Origin of the sequence: Sphingobium subterraneum, assembly GCF_014199435.1 — a bacterium.
Taxonomy (GTDB): domain Bacteria; phylum Pseudomonadota; class Alphaproteobacteria; order Sphingomonadales; family Sphingomonadaceae; genus Sphingobium; species Sphingobium subterraneum.
In genome coordinates, this window is record NZ_JACIJP010000002.1 from 675098 (window position 1) to 696461 (window position 21364).

Here is a 21364-nt window from a genome sequence, read left to right on the forward strand (position 1 = left end):
CCAGTGGGTTGGCCGAGGAGGTGACCGACCCCGCCCTGACCGAGTTGCCGCTCGCAAAGCCCGGCACGGTTATCCTTCGATGCCGCGGGTCACGGAAGGAGCAGCTGGCGTCCCTGGGATCCAGAGGGCAGCCTGCCAAAGGCGGTCGAAAGAAGTGCGATCCAAAGCCACAGCCTAGACGAAAGCCCAGCCGCGTGCCGCTGGAAAAGGCTGAGCGAGCGCTCGCAGACGCCCGGACCTTACCAAGCTGGAAGTCCGCGCGCAGAGCGAGCGGGAGAAATATCAGGCGAAGCTAGCAGAGTGAGCCAATAGTTTTGGCTGGAATATCCACCATCGCCATGATCTGCATCCCTGCCTTGCGCAAGTCCGCCGTCCCGTTTTGGCATTCTTTTCGATCTTGAGTCCTCACGGCGTTGGGATCACGGCTTTCGGCAAGAAGGGTGCGCGCCTCATCACGCTTGCCGGTCGCATCGGGAGCCTACAGGGTTTTGCGCGCCGCTTGGCAGCGCGAACGTTCGCATCGGTCAACACGTTGGGTGCGCAGAAAGCACCAATTTTTCGACCGCTCGTGCCACGTTTTCGCATCCCCTTTCGCTGGATGGGGGCGAACGAGTACAAAAACCGAGGCCGAACCGGTCTTCTGAGTGTCAGTAATCAGGGAGAAAAAGTCGATCCCAGTGGACCTTTGCGGACCCCTATGGAATGGTCCGTGGCGGAGAGGGAGGGATTCGAACCCTCGATACGGTTGCCCGTATGCCGCATTTCGAGTGCGGTGCATTCGACCACTCTGCCACCTCTCCGTGCCGTAGATCGCGCCGGTTTGCGGGTTTAGCCCGGTCTCCTGCCGTGGTCGAGCGCGGCCCTTACCGGATGCGGACCGATTTGCCAAGCATCGCACCCGCATTTTTCTTGTGTGGCGCGAAACCCTCCCTACATTGGAACCATGACACAGATTTCGCACAGTTCCTCGTCCCGCACAGCCGTCCTGCACGGTCCGCAAATATCCCATGCGCGGTTCAGCATCGGCGATGTGGTGAAGCACCGTATGTTCGGGTTTCGCGGCGTGGTGTTCGACATTGATCCGGTGTTCGCGAACAGCGAGGAATGGTATAATTCCATTCCAGAGGACATGCGCCCTGATCGGGAACAACCCTTCTACCACCTTCTCGCGGAAAACGGCGAGGGGAGCTATATCGCTTATGTGAGCCAGCAGAACCTGATGGTCGACGACAGCGGAGAGCCGGTGGATCACCCCGCCATTTCCGGTCTGTTCGGCACCTATGATGCCGGAAAATACCGGTTGCGCCCGGTCTATCGCCATTAGGCACGGCTGACGCCGGCCGGGCTCGGCCTATCCGACCTTCCTCCGTGCGAGTGCCCATGCAGCTCAAGGATTTTGACGCCGACCTGTTCCTGCGCGACGTTTGGCAGAAAAAGCCGCTGCTGATCCGCAATGCGTGGGATGAATGGTCCAATCCGCTGGCGCCCGACGATCTGGCCGGGCTGGCCTGCGAGGACAGCGTGGAGGCGCGGATCGTCAGGGCGGGCCGCAGTGTCGATGCTTGGGCCTGTGAGCAGGGGCCTTTCGAAGATGCCCGCTTTTCCGCTCTGAGTGAGGAGGGCTGGACGCTGCTCGTGCAGGCGGTGGACCATCTGGTGCCGGATGTGGCGGCGCTGATGGATCCGTTCCGTTTCATTCCCAACTGGCGTATCGATGATGTCATGGTGAGCTATGCGACCGATGGCGGCGGCGTGGGGCCGCATTTCGACCAGTATGACGTATTTCTGGTCCAGGGGCTGGGTCGGAGGCGCTGGCGGCTCGGCGGGTTCTGCGATGCGGATACGCCCCTCCTGCCGCACGATGATCTGCGCCTGCTCCGTGACTTCGAAGCGACCATGGAATGGGTGCTGGAGCCGGGCGATATTCTTTATGTGCCGCCGCGCATGGCGCACGACGGGGTCGCGGTGGGCAGCGACTGCATGACCTATTCCATCGGCTTTCGCGCGCCGTCGCGCAGCGAGCTGATGGCGCACTGGTGCGATCATCTGCTGGCAGGGATTGAGGACGACGACCGCTATGAGGATGTTGGCCTCTCCCGCGCCGACAATCCGGGCGAGATCTCGGCGCAGGCCATTGCCCGCCTGCATGCCATGGCGACGGAACAGCTGCAGGATCGCGCGGCGTTCGCCCGCTGGTTCGGACAGTACAACAGCAGCCCCAAATACTGCCCGGTTGAGACGGATGCGGACGAAGCCGTTGACCGCGATGAGCTGCGCGCGCGGCTCGCCGACGGCAATGCGCTGGTTCGCAATCCCGCGAGCCGGTTTTCCTTCATCCGACGGACGGAGGATGTGCTGCTGTTCGTTGACGGCGTGAGTTTCGAATGCATTGGCGAGGCAGGGGCGTTGGCGCAGCGTATCTGCGCGCAGGATCCTGTTCTGTTCGACGCCCGGCAAGCAGACGAGGACGCGATGCTCACTCTGCTGGTAAGCCTGATCGCGCAGGGGAGCCTGGGCTTCGAGGAGGCCGACGAGGATTAAACCCGCACGGCCCGCCATTCGCCCGGTTGCAGGCCATCGAGCGCCCAGTCGCCGATGCTTTGGCGGACAAGGCGCAGCGTCGGGTGGCCGACCGCCGCCGTCATGCGGCGCACCTGCCGGTTGCGGCCCTCACTGATCGTCAGGCTGATCCAGCAATCCGCCACGCTTTTGCGGAACCGCACCGGCGGGTCGCGGGGCCAGAGCGCGGGATCGGCAATGCGGGCGGCCATGGCGGGGCGGGTCATGCCGTCTTTCAGCATGAGGCCGCCGCGCAATGTGTCGAGCCGGGTTTCGTCCGGCTCACCTTCCACCTGAACCCAATAGGTCTTGGGCATCTTGAAGCGGGGATTGGCAATGCGCGCCTGCAGCGCCCCATCACTGGTCAACAGCAGCAGCCCCTCGCTGTCGAGGTCGAGCCGCCCGGCGGGATATACGCCGGGAAGCGCGATATAGTCGGCCAGCGTGGGGCGGGGCGCGCCCGTCCGCTCATCGGTGAACTGGCACAGCACGCCATAGGGTTTGTTGAACAGGATCAGTTCGGCCATCGCCGTGCTCTAGCGCGGTTTCTATGGACAACGCCACCCAAGCGTGTGGGACATCGCCGAGGTGATAGGCGTCGTTACCGGAACCTCGGCAAATCAAAGGTGGTGCGGGCGGTCGGAATCGAACCGACACTCCTTGCGGAACCGGATTTTGAGTCCGGCGCGTCTACCAGTTTCACCACGCCCGCACGGGGCCGTGCTATAACGCCTCTCCGGCCCCACGCAACCGGAAAGGACCGCTGCGGGAACCTTTGATCGCACGGATCGCTCTTCTTTCATTGCCCCACGGGGCGCCACGGAGGAGGAACGCATGGGCAAGGGCTTGCTGTTATGGCTGATCGGTATACCGATCCCGGTAATCCTGCTGCTCTGGCTGATCTTCTAGAGCATTTTCAAGATGACCGTACACGGTCATCGACTCGGAAAATGCGGCACTCAAAGACCCGGAGCGTTTTCGCTCGTAGTGAAAACGCTCTAGCGTCTCAGAGTTTCAGTCCGCGAAGGGATCGCGCACCAATATGGTGTCGTCGCGCTGCGGCGACGTCGACACCAGCGTGACCGGGCACTCGATCAGCTCCTCGATTCGACGGATATATTTGATCGCCTGCGCGGGAAGGTCGGCCCAGCTGCGTGCACCTGCGGTCGTGCCGCTCCATCCCTCGATAGTCTCATAAATCGGTTCGACGCGCGCCTGATCCTGCGGATGGGGGGGCAGATAATCGAACGTCTGCCCGTCGAGGCGATAGCCGGTGCAGATCTGGATCTCGTCCATGCCGTCGAGAATGTCGAGTTTTGTAAGGGCAATGCCGGTGATGCCGCTGACCGCGGCCGACTGGCGCACGAGCACGGCATCGAACCAGCCGCAGCGGCGCTGCCGCCCGGTGTTGGTGCCGAATTCATGGCCACGCGTGCCGAGCAATTGGCCGATTTCGTTATCCTGCTCGGTGGGGAATGGACCAGACCCCACGCGTGTGGTGTAGGCTTTGACGATGCCGAGCACGAAACCCGCGCCGCGCGGACCAAGGCCGGTACCCGAAGAAGCGGTGCCAGCCACGGTGTTGGATGAGGTCACATAGGGGTAGGTGCCATGGTCGACATCGAGCAGCACGCCCTGCGCGCCTTCGAACAGGATGCGATCGCCACGCTTGCGCGCTGCGTTCAACGTAACCCACACCGGCTTGGCGTAGGGCAGCACAAACGGTGCGATGTCGCGCAGCTGCGCCATCAGGTCGTCCCGGTCGATCGGCGGCTGGCCGAACCCGGCGCGCAATGCATCATGATGCGCGCACAAGCGGTCGAGCTGCGGTCCCAGGTCATCGAGATGCGCCAGATCACAGATGCGGATCGCGCGGCGGCCGACCTTGTCCTCATAGGCCGGGCCGATGCCGCGCCGGGTGGTACCTATCTTGCCCGCGCCGCTCGCGTCCTCGCGCAGCGCATCGAGATCGCGGTGGAGGGGCAGAATCAGCGGCGCCGTTTCCGCCACATGCAGCATATCGGGATTGATCGCCACGCCCTGCGCCACGATCTTCGTGACCTCATCGCGGAAATGCCAGGGGTCGAACACCACGCCATTGCCGATGACCGAAAGCGTCCCGCGCACCACGCCCGAGGGGAGCAGCGCCAGCTTGTAGGTCTTGTCGCCGATGACAAGGGTGTGCCCGGCGTTGTGCCCGCCCTGGAACCGCACGACGCAATCGGCGCGCTCGGCCAGCCAGTCGACGATCTTGCCCTTGCCCTCATCACCCCATTGGGCACCGATAACGGTTACATTCGCCACATCATTATCCTTGCTGGCTGCATGCCGGAAAAAACCCCCGCGTCCTTAGCCTGTTTGGGCAGCGGGTCAATAAGCGCGGGGCGTATCCCCGTCGAGCCAGTGGCTGCACCCCAAAGCTGCGCCGTCGTCGCCGGCAGACAATGCGGCGACGGTGCGCCACCCGTCCGCGCGCAGGGCCTTGGCGCGTTCCGCATCGGCGTGGAGCGGCAGGAAGATCCGGCGCTCGTCCGTGCGGCCGAAACCCGCGTCGATCAGCGGATCGGGATAGAGGGAGAAACCGGTCGCCGGTTCCTCCCGACCGTCCGGGTGAATGATCGTGTAACTGCCCCCACGACCGATCTCGCCGATGAAGCCTTCGGCGAAGATCGAGAAGCCGAACCAGCTCTGATAGGCGAAGCTGTGGCGCTCTGTCGGATCAAGCGTCAGGGTGATGTCCCAGCCGATCGGCTTGGCGATGGCGCGCAGTGCCGCGATGCGGCTCGCCAGCACGCCGCCCGCATCGATCGCCTCCAGTCGCTCCATCGCAGCGTGAAAGGGGCCGGTCGCCTCGATCAGCGGCAGATAGGCGGCAGCGGCGGACCCCAGTTCCGCCAGCCCGCCTGCGTCCTTGGAGTCCAACTCCGCGCGTACCGCCTCGATTTCGTCCACGCCGAGCGGCAAAGCATCGGCGGCCAGTTCGTCGATCAGGTCGGGCAGGGTAAAGTCGACCGTGATGCCAGACACGCCCGCTGCCTGCAGCGCCTCGATCGCGACGGAGACGATCTCGGTCGCGGCGACGACGCTATCCGATCCGATAAGTTCGGCGCCGACCTGCAACTGCTCCCGCTCCGGGCGCAACTGGTTGGCGCGCAGCTTGAGGACCGGGCCGGAATAGCACAGCCGCAGCGGACGGGCGGCGGACGCCAGCCGCGTTGCCGCGATGCGCCCGACCTGCGCCGTCATGTCCGGGCGCAGGGCAAGGGTGCGCTGCGACACCGGATCGACGGCGCGCAACAGATCCTGCGCCCGCGCGGACTTCAGACGACCGGTCAGCGTTTCCTCGAACTCGGCGAGCGGCGGCATCACGCGCTGATAGCCATGCGCCGATACGCAATCGATCACGTCCCGCGCCAGCCGGGCCGAGGCCTCCGCTTGGGGCGGCAGGCGATCGGAAAGGCCCTCGGGCAGCAGGCCCATCTGGCCGCCTGAATTGCCTGCGCTGCTCATTGTGCCTGCTCCTGGCTCCCGTGCGTGGTTCGCTTTGCCTCATAGCGTGGCGGCGCAAAAAGGGTAGTCCTGATGCACGAGGCAGGGGGGCGGTCAGAAAAGCGGCTGCTCGACCGCTCCGTCGGGATCGTGCAGATGTGTCAGGCGGCGCATCGCCATGCGCGCGAGGCGCAGCGTCTCGGTCTTGCGCCGCGCGCTCGCCAAAGGGTGGAGGGCGGCGGGACGGACGATCTCCGCGTCATAGGCATCCGCGACAATCACGCCGCTGCGTTCCGGGGCAAAGGCCTCGCGCTCCAGCAATTCATGCTCGAAACCCGCCGGGACCGCCCAGTAAAAACGGTCGCAATAATCGAGATATTCCGGCCATTTCTGGTCGCCGAGCAGGTCTGCGCGTGCGCATTTGATCTCGACGATCACAACCTCGCCCCGCGCCGACACGCCCATCAGGTCTGCGCGGCGGTTGTTGCGCAGCGGCACTTCTGACAGGGCGAAAATGTCGTGCCGCTGAAACAGGCGACACACGCCGCGCACGACCGCGAGCGCACCCTGCGGCCCGCACGCGTCAGGCAGGGAGGTGAGCGGGACACTGCTCATGCGCGCCTCCGCTGCGGTATCTCGCCCAAGGGGAAATGCAGGATCTGGTCGTGCGTGGGGATCAGCGCAGCCGCGTCCTCGTCGCGCCCCAGAGCGGCGCGCACCGCCTCATGCCCGGCATCCAGCCCGCCAGTGAGCGCACCGAAGGCGGGCAGGATGAGTTTATTGCCGCCGCGCACGAAGCAGCGGCGCGACACACGCACGCCCCGGCGGCGCACGGTCCATTTGGGGTGGAAATGGCCGCTGATTTCCGGGCGTGTTTCGTGCGGGCTGGCCTCGTGCCGCAACAACACGCCATCGACATCCGCCTCGCGCATGACCCGGCCGACCGGGAAGCTGCCGTCAACATCATGGTTGCCGGTGATCCACAGCCAGTCCGTCCGCGCGGAAAGGCTCTGCAACGCATCGAACGCCGCGCCGCTGAGGCGTGTGCCGCCGCCCGCGTCGTGGAAGCTGTCACCCAGGCACCAGATCGCCTGTGCGCCCGTCCGCTCGACCAGGCGCGTGAGCGCGTCGAGCGTCGCAAGGCTGTCATAGGGGGGCAGATGCTGGCCGAAACGGGCGAAGAAACTTGCCTTTTCGAGATGCAGATCGGCGATTAGCAGAGCCCGGCGCGCGGGCCAGTACAGCGCGCCCTCCGCACACAGATGAAATTCATGTCGGTCGAACAAATAGGGAACCATTGCTTCGCTATGCAAGGATCGCCGCCCCATTTCAAGCGCTTTGCGGCGGATCATCGACGCGCATCGCGAGCGCGATCAGGCTGGCTTCCTCGGCCAGCAGTTCGTCTTCCGATCCGCGTTGCGCGACCTGTTCGCGACCAATCATCACCATCAGCGGAACGGCGAGCGGCGACACGCGGTCGAGCACCTGATGCAGCATCGTCGCGCCCGCCCTTTGCAGCAGGTCGCCCAGCCGTGCGACATCAACCAGCCGCGTGCGCGCATCCTCCCACGCGGCGCGGAGCAGGAGATGATCCGGCTCATATTTCTGGAGCACATCGTAGATCAGGTCGGTGGAGAATGTCACCTGCTTGCCGGACTTGCGCTTGCCTGGATGCTGCCGCTCGACCAGTCCGCCGATGACGGCGACTTCGCGGAAGGCGCGCTTCAACAGGTGCGAGGAGCGTACCCATTCGACCAACTCGCTTTCCAGGATGTCGGGTGAGAACAGGCGGGCCGGGTCGGTGATCGGCTTGAGGCCGTAGACGCCAATCGCATAGTCATTGGCGACGAAACCCACGGGTTGCAGTCCCTCCGTCTCCATCCGCTTGGTGACGAGCATGCCCAATGACTGGTGCGCGTTCCAGCCCTCAAAGCTGTACGCGACCATGTAATGCAGCCCTTCATGCGGGAAGGTTTCGACCAAAAGCTGCTCGGGTGCGGGAAGCGCGGAGCGCAGCGACTGGACATCGAGCCATTCCGCCACATCGGGCGGGAAGCGCGGCCACTGGTCCCGGTCGTGCAGGAAACCGCGCACCCGGTCGGCGAGATCGGTGGTGAGCGCCAGCCGCGCGCCCATATAGGCCGGGATGCGCGCCGACTTGGTGGTCGCGCGCACGATCAGGTCCATCTCCCTTATTCCCAGCACCTCCAGCGCCAGCCCGGAAAAGCGGAACGTGTCGCCGACCGAGAGGGTAGACGCGAAATATTCCTCCACCCGGCCCAGCGAGCGCCGGTTCTGGAACCGCACATCGAGCATCGGCGCCTCGACGATGATCCCGGCGTTGAGGCGATGCTGCTGGATGAAGCGCGGATGGCTGACCGTCCATCGCCCGTCGGGCAGACGGCGCAGGCGCTGGTAGCGGTCGTAGCGCGAGAGGGCATAGCCGCCGTTCGCGATATAATCGATCAGGCCATCAAATTCGGAGCGCGGTAGGTCCGCATAGGGCGCGGCCCGGCGGGTTTCGGCGAACTGCGCGTCCGGTTCGAAGGGCGCGGCGCAGGCCACGGCCATGATATGCTGGGCCAGCACATCCAATGCGCCAGGCCGCCATAGTTCGTGATCGAGCTGCCCCTCATCGATCGCGTCGAGCGCGGCGCGCGCCTCCAGATATTCGAAACGGTTGCCAGGCACGACCAGCGCCTTGCTCGATTCGTCGAGCCGGTGATTGGCCCGCCCGATGCGCTGGACGAGGCGCGAGGCCCCCTTGGGCGCGCCCATCTGGATGACGAGATCGACATCGCCCCAGTCGACCCCGAGATCGAGCGAGGCGGTGCAGACGAGCGCGCGCAAGCGCCCCTCCGCAATCGCGCTTTCCGCCTTGCGCCGCACTTCCACGGCAAGCGATCCGTGGTGGATGCCGATCGGCAGATTGTCCTCGTTGACTGCCCACAGATCCTGCAAAATCAGCTCCGCAAGCGAGCGTGTATTGCAGAAGACCAATGTCAGTCTGTGCTTGCGGATCTCGTCATAGACCTGCGCCGCGGCATAGCGCCCGCTGTGCCCGCCCCACGGGACGCGGCCGAGCGGCGTCAAAATCGCGATGTCGGGCGGCGCGCCGGGGTCGCCCTGAACCAGGCGAACGTCCCTGCCGTCGCCATCACGGGAAAGCCATCGGCGGTAACGGTCCGGTTCGCCCACCGTGGCCGACAGCGCCACCCGTCGCAACCCGGGCGCGAGTCCCTGCAACCGGGCAAGGCAGAGCGACAGCAGATCCCCCCGCTTGCCGCTGGCAAAGGCGTGCACCTCGTCGATGATGACGCTGTGTAGCCCGGCGAACAGCATCGGGCTGTCCTCATGGCTCAGCAGCAGCGAGAGCGATTCGGGCGTGGTCAGCAGGAAATGCGGCGGGCGCACCCGCTGGCGCTGCTTGCGGTTGGACGGCGTGTCGCCGGTGCGCGTTTCCACCCGCAAATCGAGGCCCATCTCTTCAAGTGGCTGGACGAGGTTGCGCTGGATGTCGACGGTCAGCGCCTTCAACGGCGAGATGTAAAGCGTGTGCAGCCCGTCGCGAGGATGGGTCACGAGATCGGCAATACTCGCCAGAAACCCGGCAAGCGTCTTTCCCGCGCCCGTCGACGCGATCAGCAGCGCATCCTCTCCGGCCTGTGCCGCCGCGACCATTTCCCTCTGATGCCGCCGCACCTGCCAGCCACGCCCCTCAAACCATCGCGTTATGGCGGGCGGCAGGCTGGAATGATCGGCAGGGGTTCCCATATGCCCAACATGGTTACACCCGGCAGCTGGATAAAGCCTTTTCCGCAGGGCATTTACGTCGAACCGGGCGATTTCTGGATCGACCCTTCAGCGCCGGTCGATCGCGCGCTTGTCACCCATGGCCATGCCGACCATGCGCGGTCGGGGCACAAGGCGGTGATGGCGACATCAGGGACGCTGGCGATTATGGCCGTCCGCTATGGCGAGGCGGGTGTGACGCAGGTTGCCGACTACGGCACGCAGCAGCGCGTGGGTGATGTCGATGTGCGCTTCGTCCCCGCGGGTCATGTGCTTGGCTCCGCGCAGATCGTGCTGGAGCATCAGGGCGAGCGGGTTGTCGTATCGGGCGATTACAAGCGCCGCCCGGACCCGACCTGCGCCCCGTTCGAGCCGGTGCCGTGCGATATCTTCGTAACCGAGGCGACCTTCGGCCTGCCGGTCTTTCGCCACCCGGACACAGTGGACGAGATCGCCAAGGCGCTTGCCACGCTTGCCGACAATCCCGACCGCTGTGTGCTGATCGGCGCCTATGCGCTGGGCAAGGCGCAGCGGGTCATCATGGAATTGCGCGCCGCCGGGCATGACGCGCCGATTTATCTCCACGGCGCGATGCAGAAATTGTGCGACCTCTACCGCGAGTTCGGCTGCGATCTCGGGGACCTGCGCCCCGTGACGGCGCAGAACAAGGCCGATCTGCGCGGTGCGATCATCCTGTGCCCGCCCTCCGCCCTCAACGACCGATGGGCGCGCGCGCTGCCCGATCCGGTTACGGCGATGGCGTCGGGCTGGATGCGCATCCGCCAGCGCGCGCGTCAGCGCAATGTCGAGCTGCCCCTGATCCTGTCCGATCACGCCGACTGGGACGAACTGACGCAGACGATCAGGCAGGTCGACCCCGGCGAAGTATGGATTACCCATGGGCGGGAGGATGCCCTGCTGCGCTGGTGCGCGCTCCACCAACGACGCGCACGGGCGCTCGACCTGGTCGGGCGCGAGGATGAGGACGACTGATGCGGCGCTTCTCCGACCTCATCGACCGGCTGGTCTACACCCGGTCCCGCAACGCGAAGGTCAAGCTGATCGCCGACTATCTGCGCGCCACGCCGGACCCCGATCGCGGTTGGGCGTTGGCTTCGCTCACCGGCCAACTGGATCTTGCGGCGGTCAAGCCTGCGCTGGTGAAGGCGTTGATCGAGGAGCGGGTGGACCCCGAACTTTTCCGCATGAGCCGCAATTATGTGGGCGATCTCGCCGAAACCTGTTCCCTGCTCTGGCCGGAGCCGCCGGGGCGGCCAACGCCGGTCGTCGTCCCGCCATTGGGTGAAGTGGTCGAGACGTTGAAGGCTTTGCCGCGCGGGCAGGGCGCGGCGACGATGACGACGCTGATGGACCGGCTCGACGTTCCGGGGCGTTATGCCCTTATCAAGCTCGCCACCGGTGCATTGCGGATCGGCATTTCCGCGCGGCTCGCAAAAACCGCTTTTGCGCAGGCCTTCGATGTCGATGTCGAGGAGGTGGAGGAAATCTGGCACGGCCTTGTCCCGCCCTATCTTCCGCTGTTTCAATGGGGCGAGGGGCATATCGAGCGTCCGCGCTATGACGATATCCCGGTGTTCCGCCCGTTCATGCTCGCCCATCCTCTGGAGGACGGCGCGGTCGACCTGACAGACTACGCCGCCGAATGGAAATGGGATGGCATCCGCGTGCAGATCGCACGGGCCGGAGGTGAGACGCGCCTGTTCAGCCGGACCGGGGACGACATCACCAACAGTTTCCCGGAGGTCGCCGAGGCGATGCCGATCGACGCGGTGCTCGACGGTGAATTGCTGGTGCGCGGCACGGCGCAGGGCAACAGCGCGGCGTCGTTCAACGCGTTGCAGCAGCGTCTGGGGCGCAAGGCCGTATCGGGCGCGATGCTGCGCGATTTTCCAGCGTTCGTGCGGCTGTACGATGTGCTTTATGACGGTGCACAAGACCTGCGCGGCCAGCCGTGGACCGAACGGCGCGAGCGGCTGGAGGCGATGATGGCGCGCCTGCCGGGGGAACGGTTTGATCTGTCCGGCCTGATCGTGGCGGGGGATTTCGCCCAGCTCGCCGCCCTGCGTGAGGGCGCTCGCGATGCGAGCATCGAGGGGCTGATGCTCAAGCGGCGTGACAGCCTCTACAGCGCGGGGCGCAAGGTCGGGCTATGGTATAAATGGAAACGCGATCCGCTCGTCGTCGATTGCGTGATGATGTACGCGCAGCGGGGATCGGGCAAGCGGTCGTCGTTCTACTCCGACTATACCTTTGGATGCTGGTCGGAGGACGGGACGTTGCTGCCGGTGGGCAAGGCCTATTCCGGCTTCACCGACGCCGAACTGAAGATGCTCGACGGTTTTGTCCGCAACAATACGGTCGCGAAATTCGGACCGGTGCGGGAGGTGACGAAATCGCTGGTGCTGGAGGTGGCGTTCGATTCGGTGCACCGTTCCAAGCGGCACAAATCGGGCGTTGCGATGCGCTTTCCCCGCATCAGCCGTATCCGCACCGACAAACCGGCAGAGGAGGCGGACACGCTGGAAACCTTGGCAAAGCTGATTACCGATCCGGTGTAAAGCAACTTCGATCCGTTCGCCCTGAGTGGGGCTTTCGGCAGCTCAATGGCTACTCAGCACGAACGGGAGAGGACGGGCCCTTGGCATCAGACACATCCACCAGCGCGTCACCGCCGAGCGCGCGATAGAGATCCACCCGGTTGTTCACGCGCACCAGCCGTGCGTTGGCGAGCGAACGGCGTGCGGAATAGAGCGTACGCTGCGCGTCCAGGCTCTCGAGAAACGGGTCGATCCCCGCGCGGTAGCGGGCTTCGACCAGCGTGTAACTGCCCTGCGCGGCGGCCCCCAGTTCCTCCGCCGCGGCAAAGCGCGCATCGATGGTGCCATGCCGGGCCAGCGCATCGGCGACATCGCGGAAGGCAGACTGGATGGCACGCTGATAATTGGCGAGCGCGGCATCCCGCTCAGCGCGCGCCTGCTGCAGGTTGCCCGCCCGCGCGCCACCATCGAAGATGGGCAGGGACGCGCCCGCCCCTGCCGACCAGGTAAACGCGTCGCCAGTGAACAGCGAACCCAGCGCGCTGCTCGCCAACCCGGCGAGGCCGGTGATGCTGATCGTGGGGAAGAAGGCAGCGCGCGCGGCACCGATGCGGGCGTTGGAGGCGCGCAGGCGATATTCCGCCTCCGCCACGTCCGGACGGCGGAGCAATACGCGTGAGTCCAGCCCGGCGGGCAGCTCGGCAAAGGCACTGTCGATCGTTTCGATCCCATCTGGGAGTTCCGTGTCGGCCACTGGCGCGCCGACCAGCAGTTCCAGTGCGTTACGATCCTGTGCCACAAGGGTCGTGAAATCCGCGACATCGCCGCGCGCCTGCGCCGCGATCGTCTGCGCCTGCAACAGGTCGGTGCGCGCCGCGATGCCACCCCGCAGCCGCGCTCTGGTAAGCGAGACCGTCTGCTCGGCGCTCGCCTGCGTATCCCGGGCAATGGCGAGCAGGCTCCGGTCGGTTGCCAGTGTTGCCCAAGCGCTGGCGATCTCCGCGATAAGGCTGAGGCGCACCACCTGCTGCGCGGCCTGCGTGCCCAAATACTCCTCGCGCGCGGCCGTACTCAGCGAGCGAAGGCGGCCGAACAGGTCAATCTCGAACGCAGACAGCCCGGCATCGACGGCATAGCTTTCGTTGACGCCGCTTGATGTTGTACCGGACGTGCGGCGCGCGCGACCCTGTTCACTGAAACTCGCGTTCGCGGAGGCGTCGATCTGCGGCAGTTGCTGCGCGCGGGTGATGCGTAACTGCGCGCGTGCCGCCGCGACATTGGCCGCAGCAAGGCGCAGATCCTGATTGTTGCTCAGCGCGCGTTCGATGATCGCCTGCAGCCGGGCATCGCGGAAGATATCCTGATAGCGCACGGCGGGGAGCGGGGCGGTGTCCTGTGCCGCATAAGCCGCACCCGTCGGCCAGCTCGGCGGAACCGCCGGGGGTGGACGCTCGTAGCGCGGTTGCAGCGAGCAGCCAGCCAGCAGCGATGCTCCTACAAAAAGGCCGGTCAGGTGCCGCTTCATGCCGGGCTCTCCGTGCGCGGCGACACCCGCTTGCCGCCGAACCAGCGGCGCACCAGCACATAAAACAGCGGCACGAAGAAAATCGCCAGCACGGTCGCGGTGATCATCCCGCCCATCACCGCCGTGCCGATCGCTACCCGGCTTTTCGCGCCCGCACCGGTCGAGATGGCAAGCGGCAACACGCCGAAGATGAACGCAAGGCTGGTCATCAGGATCGGGCGCAGACGCAGACGCGCCGCCTCCAGCGCGGCCTCCACCGCCGTTTTGCCCGCTTTCTCGGCCATTTCGGCAAACTCGACGATCAGGATGGCGTTCTTCGCGGCCAGCCCCATAGTGGTCAGCAGGCCGACCTGAAAATAGACGTCGTTCGTCAGCCCGCGCAGTGTCACGCCCAGCGCCGCGCCTATCAGCCCCAGCGGTATGACCAGCATGACCGCAAACGGCACTGACCAGCTTTCATACAGCGCCGCAAGGCACAGGAACACGACCAGTAGCGACAGGGCATAGAGAAGCGGCGCCTGCCCGCCGGACAGCCTCTCCTGAAAGGACAGTCCGCTCCATGCGATCGTCACGCCGGAAAGGCGGGATGCGATCGCTTCCAGCCGGTTCATCGCGTCGCCGGAGCTGTAGCCGGGCGCAGACTGGCCCTGGACTTCGAAAGAAGGCACGCCGTTGAAACGGCTCAGCGTCGCGGGTGCCTGACCCCAGCGAGCGGTGGCGAAGGACGAGAAGGGGGCCATCTCACCGCTGGCCGAGCGCACAAACCAGTTGGAGAGGTCTTCGGGGCGGGCACGATAAGGGGCATCGCCCTGCACATAGACGCGCTTGACGCGGCCCCGGTCGATAAAGTCGTTGACGTAATTGCCGCCCCATGCCGCCGACAGGGTGGAGTCCACCTGGCTCTGCGTCAGTCCGAGCGCACCAACCTTTGCGGGATCGATCAGCACCTGCAGGGTGGGGCTGTCCGGCAGGGAGCCTTCCCGCACGGCCGCGAGCGCCGGGTCGGCGTTGGCGGCGGCGAGCAGCGCATCATAACGCGCGCGAAATTCGGACCGGGACAGACCCCCGCTGTTCAGCAGCTGCATCGTGAAGCCGTTCGACTGGCCCAGGCCGCGTACGGGAGGCGGGTTGAGCGCGAAGAACTGCCCATCGCGCAGGCGCGACAGCGCCTTCGTCGCGCGCTCCGTTATGGCGCTCGCCGAATTCTCGCTGCCTTCACGGTCGTCCCACGGGGTGAGCGCCAGAAAGCCCCGTCCTGCATTCTGCCCCTGCCCGGACTGACCAGATCCGATAATGAGGTAGATGTTGAAGATGTTGTCCTTTTCTTCTTCCGTGAAATAGCGCTCGATCTCCTTGGCGAAGGCCAGGGTTCGCGGCTGGGTCGCGCCTGCGGGCAAGGTGTATTGGACCTGGACGAAGCCTTGGTCCTCGGTCGGCAGGAAGCTGGTCGGCAGGCGCCAGAACAGCACGCCAAGAAGCGCGAGGATGACGGCGTAGACCGCCATGGCTGGCCATGCGCGTTCAATGATTCGGCGGACCCGGTCGCGGTATCGTTCCGAGGTGGTTTCGAACCAGACATTGAAGCGCTCCCCATATCGATGGGCGAGAGCCATCCACCGGTTCGAGGCCACTTCTCCACCCTTGGGCTTGAGCAGAGTGGCTGTCAGCGCTGGTGTGAGTATCAGTGCTACTACAACCGACAGCAGCATGGACGCGACGATCGTAACGGAAAACTGCCGGTAAATGACGCCGACCGATCCGCCGAAAAACGCCATCGGCAGGAATACCGCCGACAGGACGAGGGCAATCGCAATCAGCGCCGTCTGGACTTCCTCCATCGATATGTGCGTCGCCTCACGCGGGCTCATGCCCGGATTTTCCTCCATCAGCCGCTCGACATTTTCGACCACGACGATGGCGTCGTCGACGAGCAGGCCAATCGACAGCACCAGCCCGAACAGCGTCAGCACGTTGATCGAGAAGCCGAACAGCGCGAGGACGCCGAACGTGCCCAGCAGCACCACCGGCACCGCGAGCGCCGGGATTAGGGTCGCGCGCCAGCTTTGCAGAAACAGGAACATCACCACGACGACCAGCACGATCGCCTCGATCAGCGTCACAACGACCTCATGGATGGAAATCCGGATGAACGCGGTGCTGTCGTTGGGAAAGCCGTAGCGGTAGCCCGGCGGGAAATTCTTCGCCTGACGGGCAACCTCCTCGCGGACCGCGGTGGCGGTCTTGAGCGCGTCGGACCCGGGCGCAAGCTGGATCGCGATACCGCCGCCCGGATGGCCGTTCTGGCGGCTGATCGTGTTGTAGCTCTCGCTCCCCAGTTCAACGCGCGCCACATCCTTCAGCAGGATGTTCGCACCGCTGGTTTCGGTCTTGAGAATGATATTGCGGAACTGCTCAGGAGTGGTGAGGCGGGACCGCGACGTGACCGTGGCGTTGAGCATCTGCTCCGAGGGGGAAGGTTGGCCGCCGATCTGGCCTGCGGCGACCTGCGCGTTCTGGGCCTGGATGGCGGCGATCACATCCGCCGGGATCAGCCGAACGCTGGCGAGCTTGAACGGGTCGAGCCAGATGCGCATCGCATATTGCGATCCGAACACGTTGACGTCGCCGACGCCGGGCAGTCGAGCAATCGGATCCTGCAGGTTGGACACCAGAAAGTCCGACACGTCCGAACTCGTGGCCCTGTCGCTCTCGTCATAGATGCTGATGACCATCAGGAAGTCGGAGTTCGACTTGGTGACGACAAGTCCCTGCTGCTGCACCTGTTGCGGCAGGCGGGGCAGGGCCTGCTGCACCTTGTTCTGCACCTGGACCTGCGCAATGTCCGGATCGGTACCCTTTTCCAGCGTCGCGGTGATGTTGACCGAACCCGATGCGCTGGACGTGGCAGAAAAATAGAGCAGCCCGTCGATCCCGGTCAGCTGCTGCTCGATGACCTGGGTGACGCTCGATTCGACGGTCTCCGCCGATGCGCCGGGGTAATTGGCACGGACATTGACGGAGGGCGGGGCAATGTCGGGATATTGCTCGACCGGCAGGGAAAGGATGCCGCCGACCCCGCCCAGCATGATGATGATCGCGATGACCCAGGCAAAGATCGGTCGATCGATGAAGATCCGCGACAGCATCTCAGCGCGATGCCGGACCCGAAGCCTTACCTTGCGGCGGCTTGGGTTTTGATCCGGCGGGCAAAGGGCGGATCGGCTGACCGGGCTTGATGCGGCTCAGTCCCTCGACGATCACCTTCTCGCCCGGTTTCAGGCCGGACGTGACCAGCCAATAGGCGCCATAGGTACGGTCGGCTTTCACCGTGCGCAACTGCGCGATGGCGCTGGTCTGGGCAGCACCCTTGTTGCCGGCGGCCCCGCTCACCACCAGCACGGTCGCTTCCCCGCGCGGATTGCGAGACAGACCCGCTTGCGGCACGAGGATGCCATTGGTGAGGGTCTGCTGCGACATTTGTGCGCGAACGTACATGCCCGGCAGAAGGACACCTTGCGGGTTCGGGAAGCGGGCCCGCAAGGTCACCGTGCCGGTGTCGGGCGCGACCATCGCCTCGGAGAATTCCAGCCGTCCCTCGGCCGGATAGGTGCTGCCGTCTTCCAGCGTCAGCCGGACTGCGGTGGAGGACGGGATTGCCCCACCCGATGCGAGCGAGCGGCGCAGGGTGAGCAGTTCGGCGCTCGACTGCTGGATATCGACAAAGATCGGGTCAAGCCGCTGGATCGTTGTCATCGGGTCGGCCTGGCCGGTTGTCACCAGCGCCCCGGTGGTCACCAGCGAGCGACCAATGCGCCCCGTGATCGGCGCGGGCACGCGGGTAAAGCCCAAATTGATGTTCGCGGTTTCCAGCGCCGCGCGGTTTTGCTCGACGGCGGCAGCCGCTTGACCGGCGCTCGCGACCGCATTGGCGTATTCCTGCTTGCTGACGGCTTCAATCTGCGCGAGCGGACGATAGCGTTCGGCGAGCGCTGCCGCCGCGGCCTGCGCAGCGCGCGCGCTGGCGAGGTTGGCCTGCGCCTGTCGGGCGGCGGCGCGGTAAAGGCTGGAATCGATCTGATAGAGCGTCTGGCCCTGCCGAACCAACGATCCTTCGGTAAACAGGCGGCTGCGGACTATGCCCGATACCTGCGGGCGCACGTCGGACATTTCATAGGCTGCTGTGCGCCCGGCGAGCTCGACGGTGAGCGGCACGTCACGGGTGGAAACGGTGATATAGCCCGCCTCGGGGACCGGCTTTTCCCGCTCCTTCTTCGGGGAGCACGCTGCCACAGCGCAGATGACGGCCACACCGACGCCTGTCCGCTTCATGCCGTGCCGAAGGCTACCCGCAGCATCGCGCCATGCCATACTGTTACCCAGTGCGAGGATCGGCATGTTCCTTGTTGACCTCACCGCTTTGAACCAAGACGGCGGTTAATGATGAAGCGGGCTCAGTCAAGCACCAGGGATGAATAAGCGGTGAATTATCGGGCATTCCGCGCTTTCAAACCCGACATTGAATGATCGGAGCGAAAAAGACGAAACGCAAGCCGGTTAGTTCCGAACCGTGTCATCACGATGACAATCGCCGCGGGTTTCGCTCTAATGGCTGCGGCCGAAATCGGGCTTGGCGTCGTCCTGCCCCTGTTCGATGATCGAGCGGCGCACGGCGCGCGTGCGGCTGAACAGGTCGAACAGCGCATCGCCATCGCCCCAGCGGATCGCGCGCTGCAATGAGGACAGGTCTTCGGAAAAGCGCTGAAGCATTTCGAGCACCGCGTCCTTGTTGGCAAGGAACACGTCGCGCCACATTGTCGGGTCACTGGCCGCGATGCGGGTAAAGTCGCGGAAGCCGCCCGCCGAATATTTAATGACTTCCGACCGGGTGACGTCTTCCAGATCGCTCGCCGTTCCCACAATCGTGTAGGCGATCAGATGAGGGAGGTGGCTGGTGACAGCAAGAACAAGGTCGTGGTGCGCCGCTTCCATCACCTCGACCTGCGCGCCCAGCCGCCGCCAGAAATCGCCGACCTGCTCCACTGCGAGCGGATCGCAGTCCGCTTCCGGGGTGAGGATGCACCACCGGTCCCGAAACAGGGTGGCGAAGCCCGCTTCCGGCCCGCTGTTCTCCGTCCCGGCGACCGGATGGGCAGGCACGATGCGCTGCTGGGGCAGCGCCCCGCGCAGCGCGGCAAGGATGCTCGCCTTGCACGATCCGACATCGCTGACGATCGCTTCGGCTGGAAGGTCATCGGCCAGTTCCGCCGCCACCGGACCCATCATCCCGACCGGAACGCACAGGATGACAAGATCCGCATCGGTTACCGCAGCCCCGGCCGAATCGGCGACATCGTCGCACAGGTCGATGCGTCGTGCGGTTTCACGAACCTCCGCGCTGGCATCGTAGCCGGTAATGCGCACCGTCGGCGTGAAGGTACGGATGCCGCGTGCCAGCGACGATCCGATCAAGCCGAGACCGACAATCGTGATGCGCGCAAAGGGAAGCATAGCGGCTGTCAGGCCCCCTCGACCATGGCGCGGAGCAGGCGGGCGATGTCCTGCGTCTGCTCCGCCGTGCCGATGGTGATGCGCAGCGCGTCGGGCAGACCCTGCCCCGGCAGCCAACGGGTCGCATAGCCCGCATCCATCAACCCCCTGAATGCCGATTCCGCACTAAACCGTCCTTCGAACAGCACGAGGAGGAAGTTCGCCTTGCTCGGCACGACGCGCAGGCCGTGATTGCCCATCGATCCAATCTCTGCGGTCAGCCAGTCCCGCCACCGGCGGTTATGGGCACGGCTCTGGTCGACCCACGCCTGATCCTCGACCGCCGCGATCGCCGCTTCCTGTCCGGCGGTCGTCACGTTGAAGGGCGCCCGGATGCGGTGAAGGATCGCGATAATCTCGGCGGACGCAGTGCCCCAGCCGATCCGCTCGGCCGCGAGCCCGTAAATCTTCGAGAAGGTACGCGTCACGAAGACGTTGGATGCGGTTCGCGCGAGTTCCAGCCCGCCGTCATCCTCGTCGGCATCCAGATATTCGGCATAGGCCTGGTCCAGCACCAGCAGGATATCGGGCCGCAAGCCGGCGTGCAGCCGCGCGATGTCCGCCGCGCCCGTCATCGTGCCGGTGGGGTTGTTGGGATTCGCGAGAAAGACAACCCGCGTCCGCTCCGTCACTGCGCCGAGCAGTGCGTCGACATCGGTCCCGTAATCGCGGTCTGCCGCCACCACCAGAGTGGCGCCGACGCGCCGCGCAGCGATGTCGTAGACGGAAAAGCCATATCGGACGTACAGCACTTCATCGCCCGGTCCGGCAAAGGCGCTCGCCGCGAGATGGAGCAGTTCGTCGGACCCGGTGCCGTAGATCACCCGGTCCGGCTCCAGCCCGTGCACGCGCGCAATCGCCGTACGCATCTTGGTCGCCGTGGGATCGGGATAGGTGGCGAGATCTGCGCTGCCGCGCGCAAAGGCCTCGCGCGCCGCCGCACCGGTGCCCAGCGGGTTCTCATTGGCGGACAGTTTGACCAGCGGACGGCCGTCGTCCGTGGCCGCCTTGCCCGGCACATAGGGCGCGATCTGCGCGATCCAGCTCTTGGCTTGCGGTCCCATCATTCTGCCCCTTTAGCGGGATCGTGCGGGAACGCAAACTGTGCTGAAACACCACGAAAAAATGACGGGTTAACGGCAGGTTATGCACGTTAGGAAACCGAACCGTGACGTCACAAGCGCTAGAAGGCATGATCTGGCCCCCGGCTTGGTGTCTGGGGCGGTCGCTACGGATAACGAACATGCTCCATTCCAAACTCGAGGCAGACCATCACGACACCCCGGACCGGCGTGGCGACGAACGCTATGTCACCGTGCTCAAAGTCGGCCGCGCCGTCATCAACGGCCATGACCAGCTTTGTCTCGTCCGCAACATGTCGCAAAAAGGTGCGAAGATCGACGTGCGGCATAATGTGTCGGTGGACGAGAAAGTCAAAATCGAGTTGCGGTCCGACAAGGTCGTGACCGGCACCGTGCGCTGGACCGGCGATCATGTCGCGGGCGTCGAGTTCGACGAGCCGGTCGATCTTGCCGATCTCTTGAAACCCCGCCCAAATCGCAGCGTGCTACGCCGCCTGCCCCGCGCGCCCCGCTTCGAATGCGAAGGCGTTGCCTATCTGGAGCATGACAACGGCGTTATCACCGGTGTCGTCAGCAACATCTCGCTGCACGGCCTGTGTATCGAAACCCATGTCGTTGCGCACATCGAAGACCGTGTGACGGTTCGCATTGACGGCCTGCCTGCGCGCGCCGCTACCGTGCGGTGGGTTGCGCCCAACATGCTGGGCCTGCATTTCGATCTGCCGATGGGCTATTCCGAACTCGCGCGCTGGCTCGACGATCATGGCGTGCAGCACGTGCCGGGGCCGGAATCGCGCTGACCGCTCGTCAGC

General features: G+C 65.0%; 16 protein-coding genes and 2 tRNA genes. 5 read left to right on the forward strand and 13 right to left on the reverse strand.

The genetic code is table 11. From position 1 onward, the window contains the following. Positions 1-710: 710 nt before the first annotated feature. Positions 711-800 (reverse strand) — tRNA-Ser (locus FHS92_RS09900). A gap of 143 nt (positions 801-943) precedes the next feature. Between FHS92_RS09900 and hspQ the strand changes: the two genes are divergently transcribed. Beyond that, positions 944-1324: a heat shock protein HspQ gene (gene hspQ, locus FHS92_RS09905; protein WP_184079994.1), complete on the forward strand. Its 381-nt coding sequence runs from the start codon at positions 944-946 to the stop codon at positions 1322-1324. A 56-nt stretch (positions 1325-1380) separates the two neighbouring features. Further along, positions 1381-2541: a cupin domain-containing protein gene (locus tag FHS92_RS09910; protein ID WP_184079996.1), complete on the forward strand. Its 1161-nt coding sequence runs from the start codon at positions 1381-1383 to the stop codon at positions 2539-2541. Here the strand turns inward: FHS92_RS09910 and FHS92_RS09915 are convergent. The 7 genes from FHS92_RS09915 to FHS92_RS09945 all read right to left on the reverse strand — a co-directional run bounded on the left by FHS92_RS09915 (position 2538) and on the right by FHS92_RS09945 (position 9822). Next, positions 2538-3086, reverse strand: coding sequence for a pseudouridine synthase (locus FHS92_RS09915; RefSeq protein WP_184079998.1), 549 nt, complete (start codon positions 3084-3086; stop codon positions 2538-2540). The genes FHS92_RS09910 and FHS92_RS09915 overlap by 4 nt on opposite strands. A gap of 100 nt (positions 3087-3186) precedes the next feature. Further along, positions 3187-3271: transfer RNA gene (locus FHS92_RS09920), tRNA-Leu, on the reverse strand. 302 nt (positions 3272-3573) lie between these two features. Further along, positions 3574-4863 carry an adenylosuccinate synthase gene (locus FHS92_RS09925; RefSeq protein ID WP_184080000.1) on the reverse strand — a complete coding sequence of 430 codons (1290 nt, stop codon included), beginning with the start codon at positions 4861-4863 and terminating at the stop codon, positions 3574-3576. Between the two features lie 66 nt (positions 4864-4929). Next, positions 4930-6069 (reverse strand): ATP phosphoribosyltransferase regulatory subunit, encoded by a 1140-nt coding sequence (locus FHS92_RS09930; RefSeq protein WP_246351896.1) that lies wholly within the window; start codon positions 6067-6069, stop codon positions 4930-4932. Positions 6070-6162: 93 nt separating this feature from the next. Beyond that, complete coding sequence (locus tag FHS92_RS09935) at positions 6163-6663, reverse strand: MmcB family DNA repair protein (RefSeq protein WP_184080002.1); 501 nt, start codon at positions 6661-6663, stop codon at positions 6163-6165. Continuing rightward, positions 6660-7346 (reverse strand): ligase-associated DNA damage response endonuclease PdeM, encoded by a 687-nt coding sequence (gene pdeM, locus FHS92_RS09940; protein WP_184080362.1) that lies wholly within the window; start codon positions 7344-7346, stop codon positions 6660-6662. Before pdeM ends, FHS92_RS09935 begins: the two co-directional genes overlap by 4 nt. A 31-nt stretch (positions 7347-7377) precedes the next feature. After that, positions 7378-9822, reverse strand: a complete 2445-nt coding sequence (locus tag FHS92_RS09945; RefSeq protein WP_184080004.1) for a ligase-associated DNA damage response DEXH box helicase — start codon at positions 9820-9822, stop codon at positions 7378-7380. A gap of 9 nt (positions 9823-9831) precedes the next feature. Between FHS92_RS09945 and FHS92_RS09950 the strand changes: the two genes are divergently transcribed. After that, positions 9832-10833, forward strand: a complete 1002-nt coding sequence (locus tag FHS92_RS09950) for a ligase-associated DNA damage response exonuclease (RefSeq protein ID WP_184080364.1) — start codon at positions 9832-9834, stop codon at positions 10831-10833. Beyond that, positions 10833-12419, forward strand: a complete 1587-nt coding sequence (locus FHS92_RS09955; protein ID WP_184080006.1) for a cisplatin damage response ATP-dependent DNA ligase — start codon at positions 10833-10835, stop codon at positions 12417-12419. The genes FHS92_RS09950 and FHS92_RS09955 overlap by 1 nt, the downstream gene beginning before the upstream one ends. Positions 12420-12468: 49 nt before the next feature. Here FHS92_RS09955 and FHS92_RS09960 read toward each other — a convergent pair whose 3' ends face one another. The 5 genes from FHS92_RS09960 to hisC form a co-directional block, all read right to left on the reverse strand. Then, positions 12469-13923: an efflux transporter outer membrane subunit gene (locus tag FHS92_RS09960; protein WP_184080008.1), complete on the reverse strand. Its 1455-nt coding sequence runs from the start codon at positions 13921-13923 to the stop codon at positions 12469-12471. Then, positions 13920-17069 carry an efflux RND transporter permease subunit gene (locus tag FHS92_RS09965; protein WP_184080010.1) on the reverse strand — a complete coding sequence of 1050 codons (3150 nt, stop codon included), beginning with the start codon at positions 17067-17069 and terminating at the stop codon, positions 13920-13922. Before FHS92_RS09965 ends, FHS92_RS09960 begins: the two co-directional genes overlap by 4 nt. Before the next feature lies 1 nt (position 17070). Continuing rightward, on the reverse strand, positions 17071-18252 hold the full coding sequence (locus FHS92_RS09970) for an efflux RND transporter periplasmic adaptor subunit (protein WP_184080366.1): 1182 nt from the start codon (positions 18250-18252) through the stop codon (positions 17071-17073). Between the two features lie 273 nt (positions 18253-18525). After that, positions 18526-19431, reverse strand: a complete 906-nt coding sequence (locus FHS92_RS09975) for a prephenate/arogenate dehydrogenase family protein (RefSeq protein ID WP_184080012.1) — start codon at positions 19429-19431, stop codon at positions 18526-18528. 8 nt (positions 19432-19439) lie between these two features. After that, positions 19440-20537: a histidinol-phosphate transaminase gene (gene hisC / locus FHS92_RS09980; RefSeq protein ID WP_184080014.1), complete on the reverse strand. Its 1098-nt coding sequence runs from the start codon at positions 20535-20537 to the stop codon at positions 19440-19442. 176 nt (positions 20538-20713) lie between these two features. Here hisC and FHS92_RS09985 point away from each other — a divergent pair, with 176 nt between their 5' ends. After that, on the forward strand, positions 20714-21352 hold the full coding sequence (locus FHS92_RS09985) for a PilZ domain-containing protein (protein ID WP_184080016.1): 639 nt from the start codon (positions 20714-20716) through the stop codon (positions 21350-21352). Positions 21353-21364: the final 12 nt, after the last annotated feature.

What these genes read in the sequence shown, in the direction of transcription:
- hisC (WP_184080014.1), bottom strand. Translation starts at nt 20,537, where the DNA reads ATGATGGGACCGCAAGCCAAGAGCTGGATCGCGCAGATCGCGCCCTAT.
- FHS92_RS09915 (WP_184079998.1), bottom strand. Translation starts at nt 3,086, where the DNA reads ATGGCCGAACTGATCCTGTTCAACAAACCCTATGGCGTGCTGTGCCAG.
- FHS92_RS09960 (WP_184080008.1), bottom strand. Translation starts at nt 13,923, where the DNA reads ATGAAGCGGCACCTGACCGGCCTTTTTGTAGGAGCATCGCTGCTGGCT.
- pdeM (WP_184080362.1), bottom strand. Translation starts at nt 7,346, where the DNA reads ATGGTTCCCTATTTGTTCGACCGACATGAATTTCATCTGTGTGCGGAG.
- hspQ (WP_184079994.1), top strand. Translation starts at nt 944, where the DNA reads ATGACACAGATTTCGCACAGTTCCTCGTCCCGCACAGCCGTCCTGCAC.
- FHS92_RS09985 (WP_184080016.1), top strand. Translation starts at nt 20,714, where the DNA reads ATGCTCCATTCCAAACTCGAGGCAGACCATCACGACACCCCGGACCGG.
- FHS92_RS09935 (WP_184080002.1), bottom strand. Translation starts at nt 6,663, where the DNA reads ATGAGCAGTGTCCCGCTCACCTCCCTGCCTGACGCGTGCGGGCCGCAG.
- FHS92_RS09945 (WP_184080004.1), bottom strand. Translation starts at nt 9,822, where the DNA reads ATGGGAACCCCTGCCGATCATTCCAGCCTGCCGCCCGCCATAACGCGA.
- FHS92_RS09930 (WP_246351896.1), bottom strand. Translation starts at nt 6,069, where the DNA reads ATGAGCAGCGCAGGCAATTCAGGCGGCCAGATGGGCCTGCTGCCCGAG.
- FHS92_RS09910 (WP_184079996.1), top strand. Translation starts at nt 1,381, where the DNA reads ATGCAGCTCAAGGATTTTGACGCCGACCTGTTCCTGCGCGACGTTTGG.
- FHS92_RS09955 (WP_184080006.1), top strand. Translation starts at nt 10,833, where the DNA reads ATGCGGCGCTTCTCCGACCTCATCGACCGGCTGGTCTACACCCGGTCC.
- FHS92_RS09965 (WP_184080010.1), bottom strand. Translation starts at nt 17,069, where the DNA reads ATGCTGTCGCGGATCTTCATCGATCGACCGATCTTTGCCTGGGTCATC.
- FHS92_RS09975 (WP_184080012.1), bottom strand. Translation starts at nt 19,431, where the DNA reads ATGCTTCCCTTTGCGCGCATCACGATTGTCGGTCTCGGCTTGATCGGA.
- FHS92_RS09950 (WP_184080364.1), top strand. Translation starts at nt 9,832, where the DNA reads ATGGTTACACCCGGCAGCTGGATAAAGCCTTTTCCGCAGGGCATTTAC.
- FHS92_RS09970 (WP_184080366.1), bottom strand. Translation starts at nt 18,252, where the DNA reads ATGAAGCGGACAGGCGTCGGTGTGGCCGTCATCTGCGCTGTGGCAGCG.